This window comes from Nonomuraea rhodomycinica, assembly GCF_013363995.1.
In the GTDB taxonomy this organism is placed as follows: Bacteria; Actinomycetota; Actinomycetes; order Streptosporangiales; family Streptosporangiaceae; genus Nonomuraea; species Nonomuraea rhodomycinica.
Map to the genome: position 1 here is coordinate 312378 of NZ_JABWGO010000007.1, position 16604 is coordinate 328981.

Here is a 16604-nt window from a genome sequence, read left to right on the forward strand (position 1 = left end):
GGTCCAATCGACGCGCGGTGATCGAGGTGGCCTCATGCTGGGTTCGCCCCGGCCCGCTGTAAAGGGTCACCGGGCCCAGGGGCCGGCACGGGCGAGAAGACGCCGGTAGACGCCGGGGACCAGCGGGGCGGGGGTGAAAGTTTCACCCCCGCGCTCTCACTGGCTGCTGAGGTAGGCGAGGACCGCGAGGACGCGGCGGTGGCCGCTGTCCTCCGGTGACAGGCCGAGCTTGGCGAAGATGCCGCCGATGTGCTTGTGCACGGCGTTCTCGGTGATGACCAGCCCGGCCGCGATCGTGGCGTTGTCCTTCCCCTCGGCCATCAGGGCGAGCACCTGGCGTTCGCGCGGGGTGAGGCCGGTGATCGGGTCGTGCGCGGGACGGCTGAGGAGTTGCGCGATCACCTCGGCGTCCATGACGGTGCCGCCGGCGGCGACCCGCCGCAGGGCGTCGACGAACTCGCTGACCCGGCTCACTCGGTCCTTGAGCAGGTAGCCGACGCCGCCGCGGCCGTCGGAGACCAGCTCGCCGGCGTACTGCTGCTCGACGTACTGGGAGAGGACGAGCACCGGCAGCCCGGGATGCCGGCGGCGAGCGTGGAGAGCGGCGTGGATCCCCTCGTCGCGGAAGGTCGGCGGCAGCCGTACGTCGACGATGGTGACGTCGGGCCGGTGTTCGTCGACGGCGGCGAGGAAGCCGGGGGCGTCCTCGGTGATCGCGGCGACGTCGAAGCCCTTGGCGGTCAGCAGGAGTTCCAGCCCGCTGGACAGCAGGACGTTGTCCTCGGCGATCACGACGCGCACGGCAGGCTCACTGTGATCGTGGTCGGGCCGCCGGCGGGGCTGTGGACGCGGACGGTGCCGTCGAGCGCCAGGACGCGGTGGCGTATTCCGGCGATGCCGGTGCCCAGCGTCTCGTCGGCGCCGCCGATCCCGTCGTCGGTGACGGCGATCGACAGCCGGTCACCGGCGCGGGCCACCCGGACGGTGGTCCGGGTGGCCCGGCTGTGCTTGGCGGCGTTGGTGAGCGCCTCGGCGATCGCGAAGTAGGCCACGGCCTCGACCGCGGCGGGGACCGTGCCGAGGTCGCCGACATCGAGGGTGGTGCTGATCGCCGAACGGGTCCCCAGGGCGGTCAGCGCCCCGGCGAGGCCGCGGTCGGCGAGGATCGGCGGGTAGATCGTCCGAATCACCGAACGCAGCTCCGCCATGGCCTCCTCGGTGCCCTCGTGCGCCTCCCGCAGGAGCCTGCTCACCATCTCGGGGTCCTCGCCCAGGGACTCGCGGGCCGCGCCCAGCCGCATCGCGATGGCCACCAGCCGGGCCTGGGTGCCGTCGTGCAGGTCACGCTCGATCCGGCGGAGTTCGGCGCCGTGCGCGTTGATGGCGCCGGCCCGCGTCTCGGTCAGCGTCTCCACCCGCCGCGCCAACCGCTCCGCGGCCGAGGGGGACAGCGACGCGACACAGATCCGGGCGTGCAGGCGCGCCAGCGGGGGGACCAGCCAGTAGGTCAGGGCCGCGAGGACGAGGATCTGTGCGGTCCCCAGGGTCAGCGCCGTGCCCCACCCGGTCAGCGGGACACCGATGGCGAAGCCGCCCGCGGGGGTGCCGGCGGGCAACGCCCACCACAACGGCACCGTGACCGCCGTGGTGACGGCGTTGCCCGCGAGCACCACGGCGACGAGCCCGAACACCAGACTCGTCACGATGAACGCGCACAGCCACCCGAGGACACGCCAGGCACCGACACCGACCGGACCAGAGCTCGGAGTGAGCAGCAACCGGTCGGCGCGGCCGCGATGCCAGGACGCCCAGGCGCGAGCCATCGCGGGGACGACGAGTACGGGCAGCGCGACCAGGGCGACCACGGCCGTGACCAGGCTCCCCAGCAGATAACCCAGACCGCGCCACATCGCCGCGAGCCGGCTGACCCCATGGTGGTTCATCCGGACAAGTCTGAGCCATGGCCACCAAGCCTGGCACTACAGCCCACTACCCCTTTTTCCCGCCGGTGAGCTGTATCGCCCGCCACCCCTCGCCGGACCTAGCGTCGACGCCCATGACCAGTTCACCGATTGCCTCACCGCGGCGGCGCGGCCGATCCGTCCGACGGAACCTGACCGTGGCCGCCATCGTGGCCGCGACCCTTTCCGCCGGTTGCGTGTCCGGCGCGAGCGCCGCCGGCGGGTCCGACGACCACCTCCGGCTGCGGCGCGACGCCGACGCGATCGCCGCGCTCGGCGTGACGGGAGTGCAGGCCCGCCTGGTCACCCCCGACGGCCGGAACCTGACCGCCACCAGCGGCGCCGCCGCCCTGACGGCCCGGCGGCCGGTCCCTCGCGACGGCCACTTCCGGATCGCCAGCATCACCAAGGCGTTCGTCGCCACCGTGGTCCTGCAACTGGCCGGCGAGGGCAGGCTCTCCCCGGACGACACGGTGGAGCGATGGCTGCCCGGCGTGGTGTCCGGGAACGGCAACGACGGTCGCGCGATCACCATCCGCCACCTGCTCCAGCACACCAGCGGAATCCACGACGACTACCCCGACTACACCTCCGCCAAGGACTTCCAGCGGCACCGGTACGACGCCCACACACCCGAGCAGACCGTCGCCCGGGCGATGCGCCACCGCCCGGACTTCCGGCCCGGGACGAGATGGGGTTACTCCAACACCGGCTACGTCCTGCTCGGCATGGTCATCGAGCGGGCCACCGGGCGCCCCTGGCACGAGGAGGTGCGGGATCGGATCGCCCGGCCGCTCGGGCTCCGTCACACCTTCTGGCCGGGTGCCTCAGCCAAGCTGCCCCGGCCGCACGCCGCCACCTACCAGAGGTTCAAGCCCGGCGGCCCGCTCGTGGACGTCACCGAGCAGGTCGGCTGGGGCACCAACGGAGAGGCCGGGCTGGTCTCCACCACCGCCGATCTCAACCGGTTCTTCCGCGCCCTGCTCGGCGGCCGGCTCCTGCCACCGGCACAGCTGGCGCTGATGAAGCGCACCATGCCGGTCGGCAAGGAGTTCGAGCAGTTCATGCCGGGCGCCCGTGACGGGCTGGGGCTCCTCTCCCGCCCGCTGTCCTGCGGCGGGGTGTACTGGGGCCACGAGGGCGGCGATTCCGGCTGGATCAGCGCCGCCGGCGTCACCGCCGACGGCCGGCGCAGCGTCGCGCTCTCGTTGTCGGGCGTCGTCGCCGACTCCACGGCCGAGGTCCTGCGCGTGGAACGGGCCGCGAGCAAGCTGATCGACGACGCCCTGTGCGCGACTCCGGACGCCGGTCGCCGGCGGCGTTGAGGTCCGGCGCGTGCGCGGGGGCCCGGCGCCTGCCGTCGTCTCGCAAGCCGGTTGAAAGCGGTATGACGGACATTGCGGTCAGTCACGAGAGGTCAGTCACGAGAGAGGAACTCTCCGATGTCGATCGCGCGTCCCCTGATCGCTCTGTCCGGTCTCGCCGCCACCCTCATCGCCTTCACCCCGGCCGCCCAGGCGGCCACGGCCGCCTCCTGGGGCCCGTACTACGCCCCGGGCCACGCGGCGAAGGCCGCCGGAACCCTCACCGCCTCGGGCGAGGACCACGCCGACATCCCGGCCGCCGACGTCGTCAAGATCGCCGGTACGGTCCAGGACTCCACCCGTTCCACCGCGACCTGCGGCTGGGCCGTCTTCCGCGTCACGTACCGGGACTCCTCGAACAACCTGCCGTTCATGCACCACAGCTTCCGCGACTGCTCGTACGGCAGCCCGAAGCGGTTCTCCTTCGACCACCACGACGTCTACCAGGTCGAGCTGAAGGTCTGCGCACAGCCCAAGAGCGCCACCAGGCCCTCCAACACCTGTCTGTACGCGGGCACCTGGAAGGTCCTCTACCTGTCGAAGTAGGACGCCGCCGGATCAGCCCGTCAACGAGTGGACGGCGCGGACCTCCGTCACGGTGAACTCGTCCACGATGTGCCGGTTCTGCACCAGGAACCCGACCAGGCCCGCCACCGCCTCCACCCCCTGGGCCGCCCGGACCTGCCCGGTCAGGAGGAAGATCAGCGGAGTGGACGGCTGGTCGAGCGAGAAGTGGTGGCCGTGGCGGTGCACGTCGTGCAGCGCCCTGATCGGGATCGGCCGGGCGGAGGTGAACCACACCGCCACCTCCCACACCGGCGAGGTCGCGTCCGCCCCTGCCCCGGCCTGGTAGCACGTCACGCAGCCCTGCGTGGCGTGCCGGCCGTGGGGACAGGTCCAGCGGTCGGCCTCCGCCTGCGACTGGGGGCGAGCGCCGAAGACGGCCGACTCGGTCACGCGGCGGCGCGCCGGCCGGGCCGGGGATGACGCGGCGTGTTCGCTGATGAGGACTCCTTCGCGTCGCCGACCGTATGGCCACCATACGCCCGGACAGTCGGGTCTACGCGGACCGCGTCACGACGGCGGCGCCGATCAGCAGGACGCAGACGCCCGCGATCGCCGCCACCACCGCGGCCACGCCGATCGGCGCCGCCGCGAGCGGCAGCAGCTCGACCACGGCCACCCCGCCCAGCAGCACGGCGGGACGGACGACCGGCCGGTCCGCGATCGCCGCGTGGACCAGCCACAGCAGGACGAGGAACACGCCGACCGGGACCGCCACGGCGTAGCAGATCACCAGGGGCGACGCCGCGACATGGTGCCCGGTCTGCTCCACCGCGACCTCCAGGCCGGCGCCCAGAGCCGCCAGAGCCGCGAACACGCCGTAATGACCGTATCCCCACCGGAACGACCGGTGGCGGCGGTCGCTGAGCCCCTCGCCCGCCGGCGCGAGGAAGTACAGCCACCACAGGGCGAACAGCAGGACCAGGCCCGAGACGGCGATGACCACCAGGGAGCCGCCGGCCTTGGTCGACTCCAGCGCCGCCGTGACCCCGCGGGTCACGGCGAGCACGCTCTCGCCCAGCAGGATGATCGTGAACAGTCCGTAGCGCTCGGCGATGTGGTGCGGGTGCCACGCGGTGGACCGGGTCCGCTCCGCCCACCACGGCACCATGAGCTCCAGAGCTGCCAGAGCGGCGAAGGACGGCACCCGGGCGGCCGGAGGCAGGGCGTCCGACTCCGCGAGCACCAGCCGGATCACCCAGCCCACCTGCACGGCCGCGATGCCGGTCGCGTAACGCAGCGCGGTGCGCCGGCCCGCCGGATCCTCCACGGCGGCCCGCACCCACTGCGCGACCAGGGCGACCCGCATGATGAGGTAGCCGATCGTGACGACGCGGTAGTCGGCCTCGGCCGCCGCGGCCGGCACGCCGGCGGCCAGGACCAGCACGCCGCCCATCTGCACCATGGTCAGCAGCCGGTAGGCGACGTCATCGGTGTCGTACGACGAGGCGAACCAGGTGAAGTTCATCCACGCCCACCAGATCGCGAAGAAGACCTGGAGGAACAGGACGAGCCCGGCCGTCACGTGAGCCGCGGCGACGTCGTGCGCGAGCTGGGCGGTCGCCGCCGCGACCGCCACCACGAACGTGAGGTCGAACAGCAGCTCGAGCTGGCTGGAGACGCGGTGCGGCTCGTCGACCGCCCGCGCGCTCATCGGGATGCGGAGCCTGGTGCCCGGCGGTCGCATGGGAGATGACACGCCTCCGACGATATTTCGCCGGAGCCGTCACGGGCACAGGGCCCCCGGCAACGGCGGCCGCGTCAGCCGGATGAGGCGTCGCGGCCGGCGAGGCGGGCCCGCAGCCGGGCGGGGTCGGGCCAGTGCACGCCGTACGCCCAGCCGGCCCGCTCGAACCAGCGGATCAGCCGCGCGCTCGGATCGACCTGCCCCCGCAGCACCCCGTGCCGGGCGCAGGTCGGCTCCATGTGGTGCCAGTTGTGCCAGCCCTCGCCGAGCGTCAGCAGCGCCACCCACCACACGTTCGACGAACGGTCGCGGGTGCGGAACGGGCGGTCGCCGAAGGTGTGGGCGACGGAGTTCACCGACCACGTGACGTGGTGGACCACGGCGTAACGGACCAGCCCGCCCCAGAAGAAGGCCGTCCACGCGCCCGCCCACGACCACGACCACAGCCCGCCCACGACGGCCGGCAGCGCGAACGACAGCGCGGCGACGGCCGGGTAGGCGGCGTCGAACCGGCGCACGTCCGGGTCGGCCAGCAGGTCGGGCACCCAGTGCCGGGGGCTGGAGCGCCGGCGCGCGGTGTAGAACCAGCCGACGTGGGCGTGTGCCATGCCGCGCAGCAGGGCCCAGCCGTCGTCGCCGTAACGCCACGGCGAGTGCGGGTCGCCCTCGCGGTCGGCGTACTTGTGGTGCCGCCGGTGCTCGGCCGTCCACAGCGTGACCGGACCCTCGACCGCCATGCCGCCCGCCAGCATGAGCGCGACGCGCAGCGGCCGGCGGCAGCGGAAGGCCCGGTGGGTGAACAGCCGGTGGTAGCCGACGGCTATCCCGAAGATGCTGATCAGGTACATCACGACCGCGATGACGACGTCGCGCGGGCCGACGCCCCACCCCCACGCGGCGGGCACGGCGAGCGCCAGCAGCAGCACGGGGAGCACGACGAGGACGACCAGGTAGACGGTGCGGCGGCCGGTGGTGACCGTCACCGTCTCCGCCGTGCCCGGGCCCGGCTGGGGGATGGCCGACGAGGTCACACTGCCTCCCGTGATCGGCGAAGGGGACGCCGCGGCCCCTCGTTCAGGTGCTGCGGCCCCTCATTCAAAGGCCGTGTCCCCGGCCCACGGCAATGGCCGGGAAGTGACGACATCGTCACCGTGAGGAATCAAAACACTGCGCACCGTAACCCTGAGCCGGCGCCGCGTCCCTGTCTAGATTGTGGCTACACAACGTGATGATCTCTTTTCGCTCCGGCTTCAGACGGAAGGGGCCACTGGCATGGGCGCTGCCGGTCCGACGACCACGGGCGGCTATCTCGACCGGTACGACGAGGCGCTGGCCCGCGACCCGGTGTCCGCGTTCGGCCTCGTGCGGGAGTGGATGCGCACCGACTGGCGCGACCTGTTCGCCGAGCTGCGCGAGCGGCGCCCCGTCTTCGTCACGCCCGCCTTCACGGTGGTGACCCGCTTCGCCGACGTGATGGAGGTGCTCTCCCACGAGTCGGTCTTCTCGGTGCGCGCCTTCGGCCCGCGCCTGGACGCCGCGCTGGGCGGCCCGTTCATGCTGGGCCGTGACGCCACGGCGATGAACTGGCGCGACCGGGGCCTCATGCAGGTCATGCTCGACCAGCGCGACACGGCCCGGGTGCGCGAGCTGGCCGGGCGCGTCGCCGACGAGGCGCTCGACGCCGCCTGGCCGCACGGCCGCATCGAGGCCGTCCACGCCCTGTTCCGCCACGTCGCGCTGGAGGTCTGCGCGACGTACTTCGGCCTCCCCGGCCCCGACCGGCAGACCCTGTCGCGGTGGACGCGGGCGATCGTCACCGACGGCTTCGCCAACTTCGCCGGCGACCCCGACCTCCAGGCCGCGTCGGTGCAGGCGGGCGCCGACATGACGGCGTACCTGCGCGACCGGCTCGCCGAGCTGCGGGCCGCCCGGCGCGCCGGGGAGCAGCCGCCCGACCACGTGTTCGCCCGGCTCGCGGGCACCGCCCTGCCCGCCGGGATCGGCGTGGACGACGAGCGCGTCGTGGTCAACATGGCCGGGCTGCCGCTCGGCTTCGTGGAGAGCGCGCCCGGCGCCATGGCCGAGGCGGTCGAGCAGCTCCTGCTGCGTCCCGAGGTGCTGGCGCGGGCCGTCGAGGCGGCCGCCGAGCCCGATCCCGCCCGCTTCGACGCCCACGTCTGGGAGGCGCTGCGGTTCAACCCGTTCTTCAAGCTGCTTCCCCGGCTGTGCGAGCGCGACCACGTGCTCGCCGCCGGCACCCCGCGGGCCACGCTCGTCCCCGCGGGCACGTTCGTGCTCGCCGCCCCGGCCTCGGCCATGTTCGACGAGGACGTGGTGGCCGAGCCCGACGCGTTCCGCCTCGACCGGCCCGGCCACCACCACCTGTTCTTCGGTCACGGCCACCACGCCTGCCTCGGCGTCCATCCCGCCAGGGTCGTCATCTGCGAGGTCGTCCGCCGCCTGCTGCTGCGCCCCGGCGTACGCCTGCTCCCGCCGCCGGAAGGGCGGCTCGTCCGCTCGCACGGGATCTTCCCCGACCGGTTCGTCCTCGGCCTCGGCGGCGAGGGGGAGCGGGCATGACCAGCGCGCGCGGCATCGCGGTCGACGGGGCCGCCAACCGGCTCAGGTTCCTGGCGCTCACCAACGGCCGGCCGTTCTGGGACCTGGCGCAGGCCGTCCCGCCGCTCCGGCGGCGCCTCAACGCCTCGTTGATCGACCACGCGGTCCGCGAGATGCCCCCGCGGCCCGAGCCGCTGAGCACGATGGCCGGCTACACCTCCTGGGCGTCGCTCACCGACCGCACCTACAGCGGCAGGCACCTGCCCCCGCACACCGCGACCGGCGACGGCCGGCCCACTCCCGAGCGGGCCGCCGAGCTGTTCACCCGCGGCGACGCCATGATCCCCTGCCCGCGCTCCACGGTGCTGTTCGCCTACTTCGCCCAGTGGTTCACCGACGGCTTCCTGCGCGGCGACGTCAACATCCCGCGCGACCCGCGCAAGAACAGCTCCAACCACCACATCGACCTCAACCAGCTCTACGGCCTGCGCCCGGACGCGACGGCGGCGCTGCGCGCGTTCGACGGCGGGCTGCTCAAGAGCCAGCTCATCGACGGCGGCGAGTTCCCGCCCCACCTGTGCGAGAACGGCAAGATCAAGCCGGAGTTCGCGCCGCTGAGCGTGATCCGCTTCGACGAGCTCACCGACGCCCAGCGCGACACCCTGTTCGCCACCGGCAGCGACCGGGGCAACATCCAGATCGGCTTCACCATGCTCACGGTGCTGTTCCTGCGCGAGCACAACAGGGTGGCCCGGCAGCTCGCCGAGGCCCATCCGCGCTGGGACGACGAGCGGCTGTTCCAGACCGCCCGCAACATCCTCATCGTGCTGCTCATCAAGCTGGTGGTCGAGGAGTACATCAACCACATCACCCCGTACCACTTCCGCTTCACCCTCGACCCGCGGCTGACGACGCTGCTGGCCCGCGCGCCCTGGCACCGCGAGAACTGGGCGTCGGTCGAGTTCAACCTGGTCTACCGCTGGCACGGCCTGATCCCCTCGCGGCTGTCGGTGGGCGGGCGCGAACTGCCGATGGCCGACACGCTCGTGGGCGGCGCGCTGATCCCCGGACCGGGCCTCGGCCGGCTCTTCGAGGACGCCTCCCGCCAGCGCGCCGGCCGGATCGGCCTGTTCAACACCGACCCGCTGCTGCGGGAGGTGGACGCGGCCAGCATCGCCGACTCCCGGGCCCTGGACCTGGCGCCCTACAACAGCTACCGCGAGCACTGCCGCTTCCCCCGGGTGCGCCGCTTCGAGCACGTCTCCGGCGACCGGCGGGTCAGCGGCGCGCTGCGGGAGCTGTATCGCGGCGTGGACGACCTCGACCTGTACGTGGGGCTGTTCGCCGAGGAGCCCGGATCTCCCGACGCCATCCTGCCGCCGCTCCTCACGAAGATCATCGCGATCGACGCGTTCTCCCAGGCGCTGACCAACCCGCTGCTGGCGCCGCGGGTGTTCAACGCCGCCACCTTCTCGCCGACCGGCATGCGGATCATCGCCACCACCAGGACGCTGTCGGACGTGGTGCGCCGCAACGTGCCCGAGGACCCGCGTCCCCGCTTCGTCAGCATGACCCGCGCCGTCGTCCCCGGCGCCGCCGCCTCCCGCCCCGGCACGACCCGCGGCGCGCGCCGATGACCGCCGACCTCAACGCGTCCGGCGAGCCGCCGCATGGCCCGGGGGCTGACGCGGCCGGTCAGGGGGGTGACGCGACCGGTCCGGCCGCGGAGTCGTTGCGGGGGGCGGCGCGTGAGCTGGTCGACATCGGGGTCGTGATCCGCGGGGCGGCCGTCCACGCGACGGCCGCCCTCACCGACGGCGCCCTGCTCCAGGCCCTGCCGCACGCGCCCTCCCCGGGCTGGCGGACCCAGCGGGCGCTGCTGCGCGCGATCACCAACGGCAGGGGCCTCGGGTGGGCGCCCGCGGGCAGCCGCTCCGCCTCCGTGGCCGCCGCGCTGGGCGCGCTCGCGGGCGCGGAGAGCCTGGCCGTACGCGTCCTGGCCACCTCCTTGCGGCTGCGGGTCGAGGCCGTCGCCCTCGACCACCCGGAGCTGACCGGCGACCCCATGCTCAGCCGGCTCATCGAGGCGGCCGCGGCGGACCGCGACCTGGAGGCCGTCCGCGCCCTGCGCGCGCTGCTCGGCGACCGCGGCGCCGTACGCGTCCTCAGCCAGCTCGCCCCGGTCTTCGGCGAGGTGCTCGCCCTGCGGGCGCTGCTCGACGAGAACCCGCTCAACGACGCCACCGCCTGGCTGATCGCCACGGGAACGGGCTACGCCACGGCCGACCCGGTCACCGGCATGAGCAACCGGGCCGTGGCCGTGCTCGACCGGGGCGAGGGGGCCGCGCGCCGGGTCGAGCCGGCCGAGGCCGAGTCCGCGCGGCTGGCCACGAAGGGATCCCTGCTCGGCTTCCTCGGCAACCTCAGCGTGATCGGCACCACGGGCCGCGTCCTCATCCAGAGCGTCGAGGGCCCCGACGGGGTGGTGCGCCACGTCGTCCAGGCGCCCGGCATGCGGGCCGGGCGGCCCGACCACGACTCGCCGCAGGACCTGCTCGGCGCCTTCAGCAGCGCCGTCCTGGCCGCGAGCCCGTACAGCCGCGCCCTGGCCAAGGCCGTCGCCGACTACGGCTTGCCCGAGGGCGCCGAGGTGGCTCTGATCGGGCACAGCGCGGGGGGCGCGGCCGTCATGAACCTGGCGCAGGACCCCGGGTTCTGCGCCCGCCACACCGTCACCCACGCCATCGCGGTCGGCGCGCCCGTCGACTTCAAGCGGCCCGCCGACCCGGACACCTGGGTCGCCAGCGTCACCAACCAGCACGACATCGTCCCCACTCTCGACGGCCAGGGCGCCGGCGGCTGCTTCGACCTGCATCCCGACTGGTACGTGGTGGACTACTCCGACGCCACCCACCTGTTCCCGCTCTGCCACAGCATCGACCGCTACATCGCCAACATCGCCACCGACCTGCCCGAGGCCCGCGACCACATCGACGGGCGCCTCGCGCCGTACCGGGGGCCGGTCGTGCGCTCGCAGGTCTACCGGCTGTTCGACCACCCGCCCGAACCCGAGGGGTTCCCCTTCCTGACCGTGCCGACCCACGCGGTGCCCGGTCCGGGCGGCCGGGTGGAGCTGCCGATCCGCTGTCACGACGGCGGCGCGCTCACCGCGTACTTCGCCGCGGACCCGGCGGTGGCGGCGGCCCTCCTGGAGGGCACCGGGCTCGGCCCCGCCGTGCGGGTCGCCGGCCGTGCCCTCGTCGCCGTCCACGCCGCCTGGAACCGGCGTACCAGCGTGGGCGTCCACCGCGAGCTCCACGTCGGGGTCGTCGTGCCCGGCCCGTGGCGGGCCCGCGGGCCGCTCGGCTGGTACGACCTGGTGCGCGGGGCCGACCGGCGGCGTTCGGGCGTCTTCCTGGCCGGCTCCGTGGTGGACACCGCCGTCGTCGCCGCCCTGGCGCCGCGGCTGTGGGGCGGCGAGCCGTCGCTGCTGCCGCTGGAGTTCGGGCTGGCCAGGGGCGTCGCCCGCATCACCGCCGGGGCGGAGGCTCGCGGCGACGGAGAGCGGCTGCTCGTCCTGGGCGGGCGGCTCGGCCCCGGGCTGCCGGTGAGCGAGCGCGACCTGGTCGGCTACGCGCGGGCGGCGGGCACGACGCTGCGCTCCTGCGTACGGGCCCGCGGCCGGGCGCTGCTGCACCCCGCGCCCCGGCTCCGGCTCACTGTGGAGCCCGGATCGGCCCACCCGCTGGCCCGCCTGCTGCGCGAGCTGGGTCTCGACGGCGCCCGCCCGCTGCTCTGCCTGTCGGCCGCCGCCCGCCGGACCCTGCGTGACGCCGCCGTCCCGGTGCCGACCACCTGACCTGGCGGAACGCGGCCGGTGGGCCGCGCCGGTGCCGCCACCGTCCGCGAGTGCCGACCATCTGATCGGAGGACCACATGCGCCGTCACCCCGCTCGGCGATCGGCCCGGCGTCCGGCCGACCCGGCGTCGATCATCGCGCACGCCGTCGTGCTGGAGACCGACGCCCGCGCGCTGGCCGAGTGCGCCGAGCGCCTGCGTGGGATCACCGAGCGGCTGGAGGCGGGCGGTGTCGCGCCGCGCTGGCTGCGCCAGGCGGTGAACGCCCACCTGGCCGCCTGCGTGACCGCCGCCGCCGACCTCACCACGGCCGCCGCCCACCTGCGCCACTACGCCGACAGCGTCCGCTCCGCCGACAGCGTCCGCTCCGCCGACAGCGTCCGCTCCGCCGACAGCGTCCGTCCCGCCGACAGCGTCCGCCCTGCTGGGCGCTGACCTCACCGGGCCGCCGCGTCCTGCAGGGGGAAGTGGCAGGCCGCCGCGTGCGCCGGCTCGCCGGCCGACGGCGCCAGGGCGGCGCCTCCCGGGCGCACACGTCCTCGGCCTTCCAGCAGCGGGTCCGGAACCTGGGACTGATCATGATCCTTCCGATGGTCTGCCCTGGGTGCCGGGCGGGCCGCGTGCTAGGCGACGGCTGTCGCGCCGAGGGCGGCCAGGCCGCGGTCGATGATGCGGGCCAGTTGCTCGCGGTGCTCCGGGGTGACCTGGGCCAGCGGCGCCCGCACGGGGCCGCAGGATCGCCCGCGCAGGTCGAGGCCGGCCTTGACGAGCGACACGGCGTACCCGGGGGTCGTCTGGCGCAGCCGGGCGAGCGGCGCGTAGAACTCGCGCAGCAGCAGCTCCTGGGTCGCGTCGTCGCCCGTGTCGAACGCCCGGAAGAACGCGGTGGCGACCTCGGGGAGGAAGGCGAGCACCGCCGAGGAGTAGGCGCGGGCCCCGACGCCGGCGTAGGAGCGGGCGTAGATCTCGGCGGTCGGCAGGCCGTTGAGCAGGGGGAGCCGCCCGCCGGTGGCGGTGTGGATGAGCTGGAGCAGCTCCATGTCGCCGTGCCCGTCCTTGAGCGCGACGATGTTGTCCACCTCGGCGAGCTCGGCCACCGCCTCGGGGGAGAAGATCGCGGTGCCGCGCTGGTAGAGGATCACGCCCAGGTCCGTGGCCGCGGCCACCTCCCGGTAGTGCGCCACGAGCCCGGCCGGCGGGCCGACCTGGAGGTACGGCGGGAGAGCGAGCACGCCGTCGGCTCCGGCGGCCTCGGCGGCGCGGGTGAACTCCACGGCCGTCCGCGTGCCGCCGCCCACTCCCGCGAGCACGGGCACGGCTCCGGCGACGTGCTCGACGGCGGTCCTGACCACCGCCTGCTGCTCGCCGGCCGTCAGCGACGCCAGCTCGCCGGTCCCGCAGGCGACGAAGATCGCCCTGGGTTCGGCGGCGAGCATGTCGTCGAGGTGGGTTCGGAAACGGGCCAGGTCCACGTCCCCGGTCTCCGTGAACGGCGTGACGGGGAAGGCGAGCAAACCGGAGAGCGAGGCGACTCGCGACAGGGCGGGGGTCATCAACGGCAACCTCTTGTCTATATATGGAGACGGCGTCTATATTTGTAGCCGAGACATTAAGTTGGCGTTTCCGCAGGCGTCAAGAGGTGGTCGATGACGAAACAGGTTCTGGAGCCTTCCGCCGAGCCCGGCGAAGGAGGAGGTGGTGGCGTCCGCAGCGTCAAGTCGGCCGAGCGGACCATCGCGGTGCTCGAATACCTGAGCTCCGCGGCTCAGGCGTGCTCGCTGCGCGAGGTGGTGACCGCCCTCGGCATGCCGCGGGCCAGCGGTTACGCGCTGCTGACCACACTGGTAAACACCGGCTGGGTCGAGACCGACGGCAACGGCCGCTACCGGATCGGCATCCGCGCCCTGCGCGCGGGGGCCGCGTACGTCGAGCGGGACGACGTCGTCCAGCGGGCGCAGCCCGTGATGGACGACCTGCACCGCGACCTGGGCGAGACCGTGCACCTGGCGCGACTCGACGGCGCCGAGGTCGTCTACCTGGCCACCAACATCTCGCGGCACTCCCTCGCCGTGGTCTCCAGGCCCGGCCGGCGCCTGCCGTCGTGGGCGACCGGGCTCGGCAAGGTGATCCTGGCCGGGCGTCCCTGGGAGGAGGTGGACGCGCTGCTGCCGCCGGTTCTGCAGGCGCGGACCGAGCACACGATCACCGACCGGGCGGCGCTGCGCGCGGAGCTGGAGGAGATCCGGCGCCGGGGCCACGCCGTGGACGAGCAGGAGTCGACCATCGGCCTGCGCTGCTTCGCCGTCGCCCTCGACTTCGGCCCGGCTCCGAACGAGGCGCTGAGCTGCTCCATCCCCATCGTCCGGCTCAGCCCCGAGCGGGAGGAGGCGATCGTGGCCGCCCTGCTGCGGGCCCGGGAGCGCATCATCCGCTGAGCGTCGTCAGGACCCTGGAGGTCATCGGGGGTACGCCCGCCGGGCATGGCGGTCCGGGAGCGGGTCAGCGCAGGCCGTGCCGGTCCGCCCACGCCGAGACGGCCGCGGCGATCAGGGCGGGCTGGTCCTCCGGCGTGTGGTGCCCGGCGACGGCGTCGGAGCGCTCGATCTCCAGGGCCGCCATCGTGGCGGCGCACCACGCGACCATGTCGTCGCCCACCATCACCCCCGCCCCGGGCGCGAACGTCATCAGCAGCTTGGGCACCTCCGCGCTGGCCGCCAGCCACCGGTCGTACGCCTCGACCCTGGCCACGACGTCGGCGGGCTCGCCGCCCAGCGGCATCGAGCGCGCCCACCGCAGGAGCGGCAGCCTGCTCTCGCGCGTCGGGTACGGCTTGCGGTAGACGTCGAGGTCGCCCTCGGACATCGGCGACGCGGTGCTGCCCGGCAGGCCCTGCTCGATGAAGGCGTTGTCGTCCAGGAGCATGGCCTCGCCGACGCCCTCGGTCTTGATCGCCCGGAACAGCTCGCGGCCGCCCTCGGGGAACTCTTCCCAGGTCATCGGCTTGACGATGGTCTCGGTGAACGCGATGCCGCGCACCCGGTCCGGATGGCGGGCGGCCCAGTCGAAGGCCAGGGCGCCGCCCCAGTCGTGTCCGACCAGCACCACGTCGCGCAGGCCGAGCGCGTCGAACCAGGCGTCGAGGTAGCGGGCGTGGTCGGCGAAGGTGTAGGCGATGTCGGGTTTGCCGGACTCGCCCATGCCGATGAGGTCGGGGGCCAGCAGCCGCCCGGGGCCCACGGCCGGCATGACGTTCCGCCACAGGTAGGAGGAGGTGGGGTTGCCGTGCAGGAAGACGACGGGCGTCCCGGCGCCGGACTCCCGGTAGTGGACGGTGGAGTCGAGGACGTGCTGAACAGGCATGATCGGTTCCTTGTCGGGGTTCAGAGGTTGAGCCGGATGACGCGGTCGACCGTGATCTCGATGACCACGCGGCCGGGCGGGTTCGGCGGCGGCGCCCCGTAGCGGGCGGCGTAACGGCGGGCGCCCTCCTCCACCCGCTCGGGGGCGTCGTGGACGGTGGCGGCGCCTTCGAGCGTCACCCACCGGAACCCGTCCGCCTGGCAGAGCGCCACGCGCCCGCCCGGCCGGGCGAGGTTCCTGGCCTTGCGGGTGGAGCCGGTGGTCAGGACCCGCGCCAGGCCGGCGGCGCGATCCCAGGTGAAGCGCACCGCGACCACGTGCGGTGAGCCGTCGGGGCGCAGGGTGGTGAGGGTGGCCAGGCGCGGCTCGGCGAGGAAACGCTCGGCCGCGGCACTGGGGCGGGCGGTCGCGCTCATCGGAAGGCGGGCACGTTGCGGGCAGCCCACTCGGCGAAGGTGCGCGGGGCGCGCCCGAGCACGCGCTCGACGTCGGGGCTGACGGCCCGCTCGGCCGCCGTGGGCGCGCCCAGGATCGCCAGCGTGCCCTCGACGACGGGCTCGGGCATCACCTGGAGCATCTGCGTCCGCGCCTCCTCGCGGGTCTGCTCGACGAACCGCACCGGCTCGCCGAGCGCCGCGCCGATCGCCGCCGCACGCTCCCGCGGGGTGACGGGCGCCGGTCCGGTCAGCTCGTACGTACGGCCGGCGTGCCCGGCCCCGCGCAGCACCGCGGCGGCGACCTCGGCGATGTCGGCCGGGTCGATGACCGGCAGGCCGACGTCCCCGAAGGGCGCGGCGGCGGTGCGCGTGGTCCGGATGGACTCGGCCCAGGCGAAGGCGTTGGAGGCGAAGCCGCCCGGCCGCAGGATCGTGAAGTCCGCCCCCGACTCGCGCACGGCCCGCTCGAACAGGGCCGGGTGCCGGTAGACCTCGGGGCGGCTGCCCGCTCCCTGCGAGGACAGCAGCACGATCCGCCCGACGCCCGCGGCCTGCTTGAGGATCGCGTGCGGGTCGTCGCCCGCCACGAGCAGGAAGAGCGCCGCGGCGCCGTCCAGGGCGGGTCGCAGGCTCGCGGGGTCGCCCAGGTCGGCGCTGTGGTGCCGTACTCCGTCGGGGACCTGGGCGGGCCGGCGGGACACGGCCGTGACCTGCTCCCCGGCGGCGGCGAGCGTGTCGACGAGCGCGCGGCCGACGTTGCCGGTGGCTCCGGTGACGACGATCATGATCTCTCCCAGAAAGTTAGTTAGCTGAC

16 protein-coding genes are annotated in these 16604 nt (G+C 74.1%); 7 read left to right on the forward strand and 9 right to left on the reverse strand.

Going from position 1 to position 16604, the window contains the following annotated elements; translation table 11 throughout:
- Window positions 1–156 precede the first annotated feature (156 nt).
- On the reverse strand, window positions 157–801 hold the full coding sequence (locus HT134_RS27615) for a response regulator (protein ID WP_175603368.1): 645 nt from the start codon (window positions 799–801) through the stop codon (window positions 157–159).
- The gene (locus tag HT134_RS27620) at window positions 789–1943 is read right to left on the reverse strand and encodes a sensor histidine kinase (protein ID WP_246365531.1); all 1155 of its coding nucleotides are present in this window, start codon (window positions 1941–1943) and stop codon (window positions 789–791) included. The genes HT134_RS27615 and HT134_RS27620 overlap by 13 nt, the downstream gene beginning before the upstream one ends.
- A 176-nt stretch (window positions 1944–2119) precedes the next feature.
- On the opposite strand from HT134_RS27620, the gene HT134_RS27625 reads away from it, so the two are divergent.
- A complete protein-coding gene (locus HT134_RS27625; RefSeq protein ID WP_217708408.1) occupies window positions 2120–3286 on the forward strand; it encodes a serine hydrolase domain-containing protein in 1167 nt (388 codons plus the stop codon).
- Between the two features lie 117 nt (window positions 3287–3403).
- A complete protein-coding gene (locus HT134_RS27630) occupies window positions 3404–3871 on the forward strand; it encodes a hypothetical protein (protein ID WP_175603370.1) in 468 nt (155 codons plus the stop codon).
- A 12-nt stretch (window positions 3872–3883) separates the two neighbouring features.
- Here the strand turns inward: HT134_RS27630 and HT134_RS27635 are convergent, their stop codons facing one another.
- The 3 genes from HT134_RS27635 to HT134_RS27645 all read right to left on the reverse strand — a co-directional run bounded on the left by HT134_RS27635 (window position 3884) and on the right by HT134_RS27645 (window position 6607).
- Entirely contained in the window at window positions 3884–4282 is a 399-nt protein-coding gene (locus tag HT134_RS27635; protein WP_175603371.1) for a hypothetical protein, read from the reverse strand.
- A 103-nt stretch (window positions 4283–4385) separates the two neighbouring features.
- Window positions 4386–5588, reverse strand: a complete 1203-nt coding sequence (locus tag HT134_RS27640; protein WP_312888477.1) for a low temperature requirement protein A — start codon at window positions 5586–5588, stop codon at window positions 4386–4388.
- Between the two features lie 62 nt (window positions 5589–5650).
- Window positions 5651–6607, reverse strand: coding sequence for an acyl-CoA desaturase (locus HT134_RS27645; RefSeq protein WP_175603372.1), 957 nt, complete (start codon window positions 6605–6607; stop codon window positions 5651–5653).
- 241 nt (window positions 6608–6848) lie between these two features.
- Here HT134_RS27645 and HT134_RS27650 point away from each other — a divergent pair, with 241 nt between their 5' ends.
- The 4 genes from HT134_RS27650 to HT134_RS27665 all read left to right on the forward strand — a co-directional run bounded on the left by HT134_RS27650 (window position 6849) and on the right by HT134_RS27665 (window position 12428).
- Window positions 6849–8156 carry a cytochrome P450 gene (locus tag HT134_RS27650; protein WP_175603373.1) on the forward strand — a complete coding sequence of 436 codons (1308 nt, stop codon included), beginning with the start codon at window positions 6849–6851 and terminating at the stop codon, window positions 8154–8156.
- Window positions 8153–9772 (forward strand): peroxidase family protein, encoded by a 1620-nt coding sequence (locus HT134_RS27655; RefSeq protein ID WP_175603374.1) that lies wholly within the window; start codon window positions 8153–8155, stop codon window positions 9770–9772. Before HT134_RS27650 ends, HT134_RS27655 begins: the two co-directional genes overlap by 4 nt.
- Window positions 9769–11994: a thioesterase domain-containing protein gene (locus HT134_RS27660; protein ID WP_246365534.1), complete on the forward strand. Its 2226-nt coding sequence runs from the start codon at window positions 9769–9771 to the stop codon at window positions 11992–11994. Before HT134_RS27655 ends, HT134_RS27660 begins: the two co-directional genes overlap by 4 nt.
- A gap of 77 nt (window positions 11995–12071) precedes the next feature.
- Window positions 12072–12428, forward strand: a complete 357-nt coding sequence (locus HT134_RS27665; RefSeq protein WP_175603375.1) for a hypothetical protein — start codon at window positions 12072–12074, stop codon at window positions 12426–12428.
- Between the two features lie 188 nt (window positions 12429–12616).
- On the opposite strand, the gene HT134_RS27670 is transcribed toward HT134_RS27665, so the two are convergent.
- On the reverse strand, window positions 12617–13546 hold the full coding sequence (locus HT134_RS27670; RefSeq protein ID WP_175603376.1) for a 5-dehydro-4-deoxyglucarate dehydratase: 930 nt from the start codon (window positions 13544–13546) through the stop codon (window positions 12617–12619).
- Between the two features lie 93 nt (window positions 13547–13639).
- Between HT134_RS27670 and HT134_RS27675 the strand changes: the two genes are divergently transcribed.
- Complete coding sequence (locus HT134_RS27675) at window positions 13640–14428, forward strand: IclR family transcriptional regulator (protein ID WP_175603377.1); 789 nt, start codon at window positions 13640–13642, stop codon at window positions 14426–14428.
- 64 nt (window positions 14429–14492) lie between these two features.
- On the opposite strand, the gene HT134_RS27680 is transcribed toward HT134_RS27675, so the two are convergent.
- From HT134_RS27680 to HT134_RS27690, 3 genes are read right to left on the reverse strand one after another with little or no spacing between them, the layout of a single operon-like run.
- On the reverse strand, window positions 14493–15353 hold the full coding sequence (locus HT134_RS27680) for a haloalkane dehalogenase (protein ID WP_175603378.1): 861 nt from the start codon (window positions 15351–15353) through the stop codon (window positions 14493–14495).
- Window positions 15354–15373: 20 nt separating this feature from the next.
- Window positions 15374–15769, reverse strand: a complete 396-nt coding sequence (locus tag HT134_RS27685; RefSeq protein ID WP_175603379.1) for a pyridoxamine 5'-phosphate oxidase family protein — start codon at window positions 15767–15769, stop codon at window positions 15374–15376.
- Window positions 15766–16575 carry an NAD(P)H-binding protein gene (locus HT134_RS27690; protein WP_175603380.1) on the reverse strand — a complete coding sequence of 270 codons (810 nt, stop codon included), beginning with the start codon at window positions 16573–16575 and terminating at the stop codon, window positions 15766–15768. Before HT134_RS27690 ends, HT134_RS27685 begins: the two co-directional genes overlap by 4 nt.
- Window positions 16576–16604: the final 29 nt, after the last annotated feature.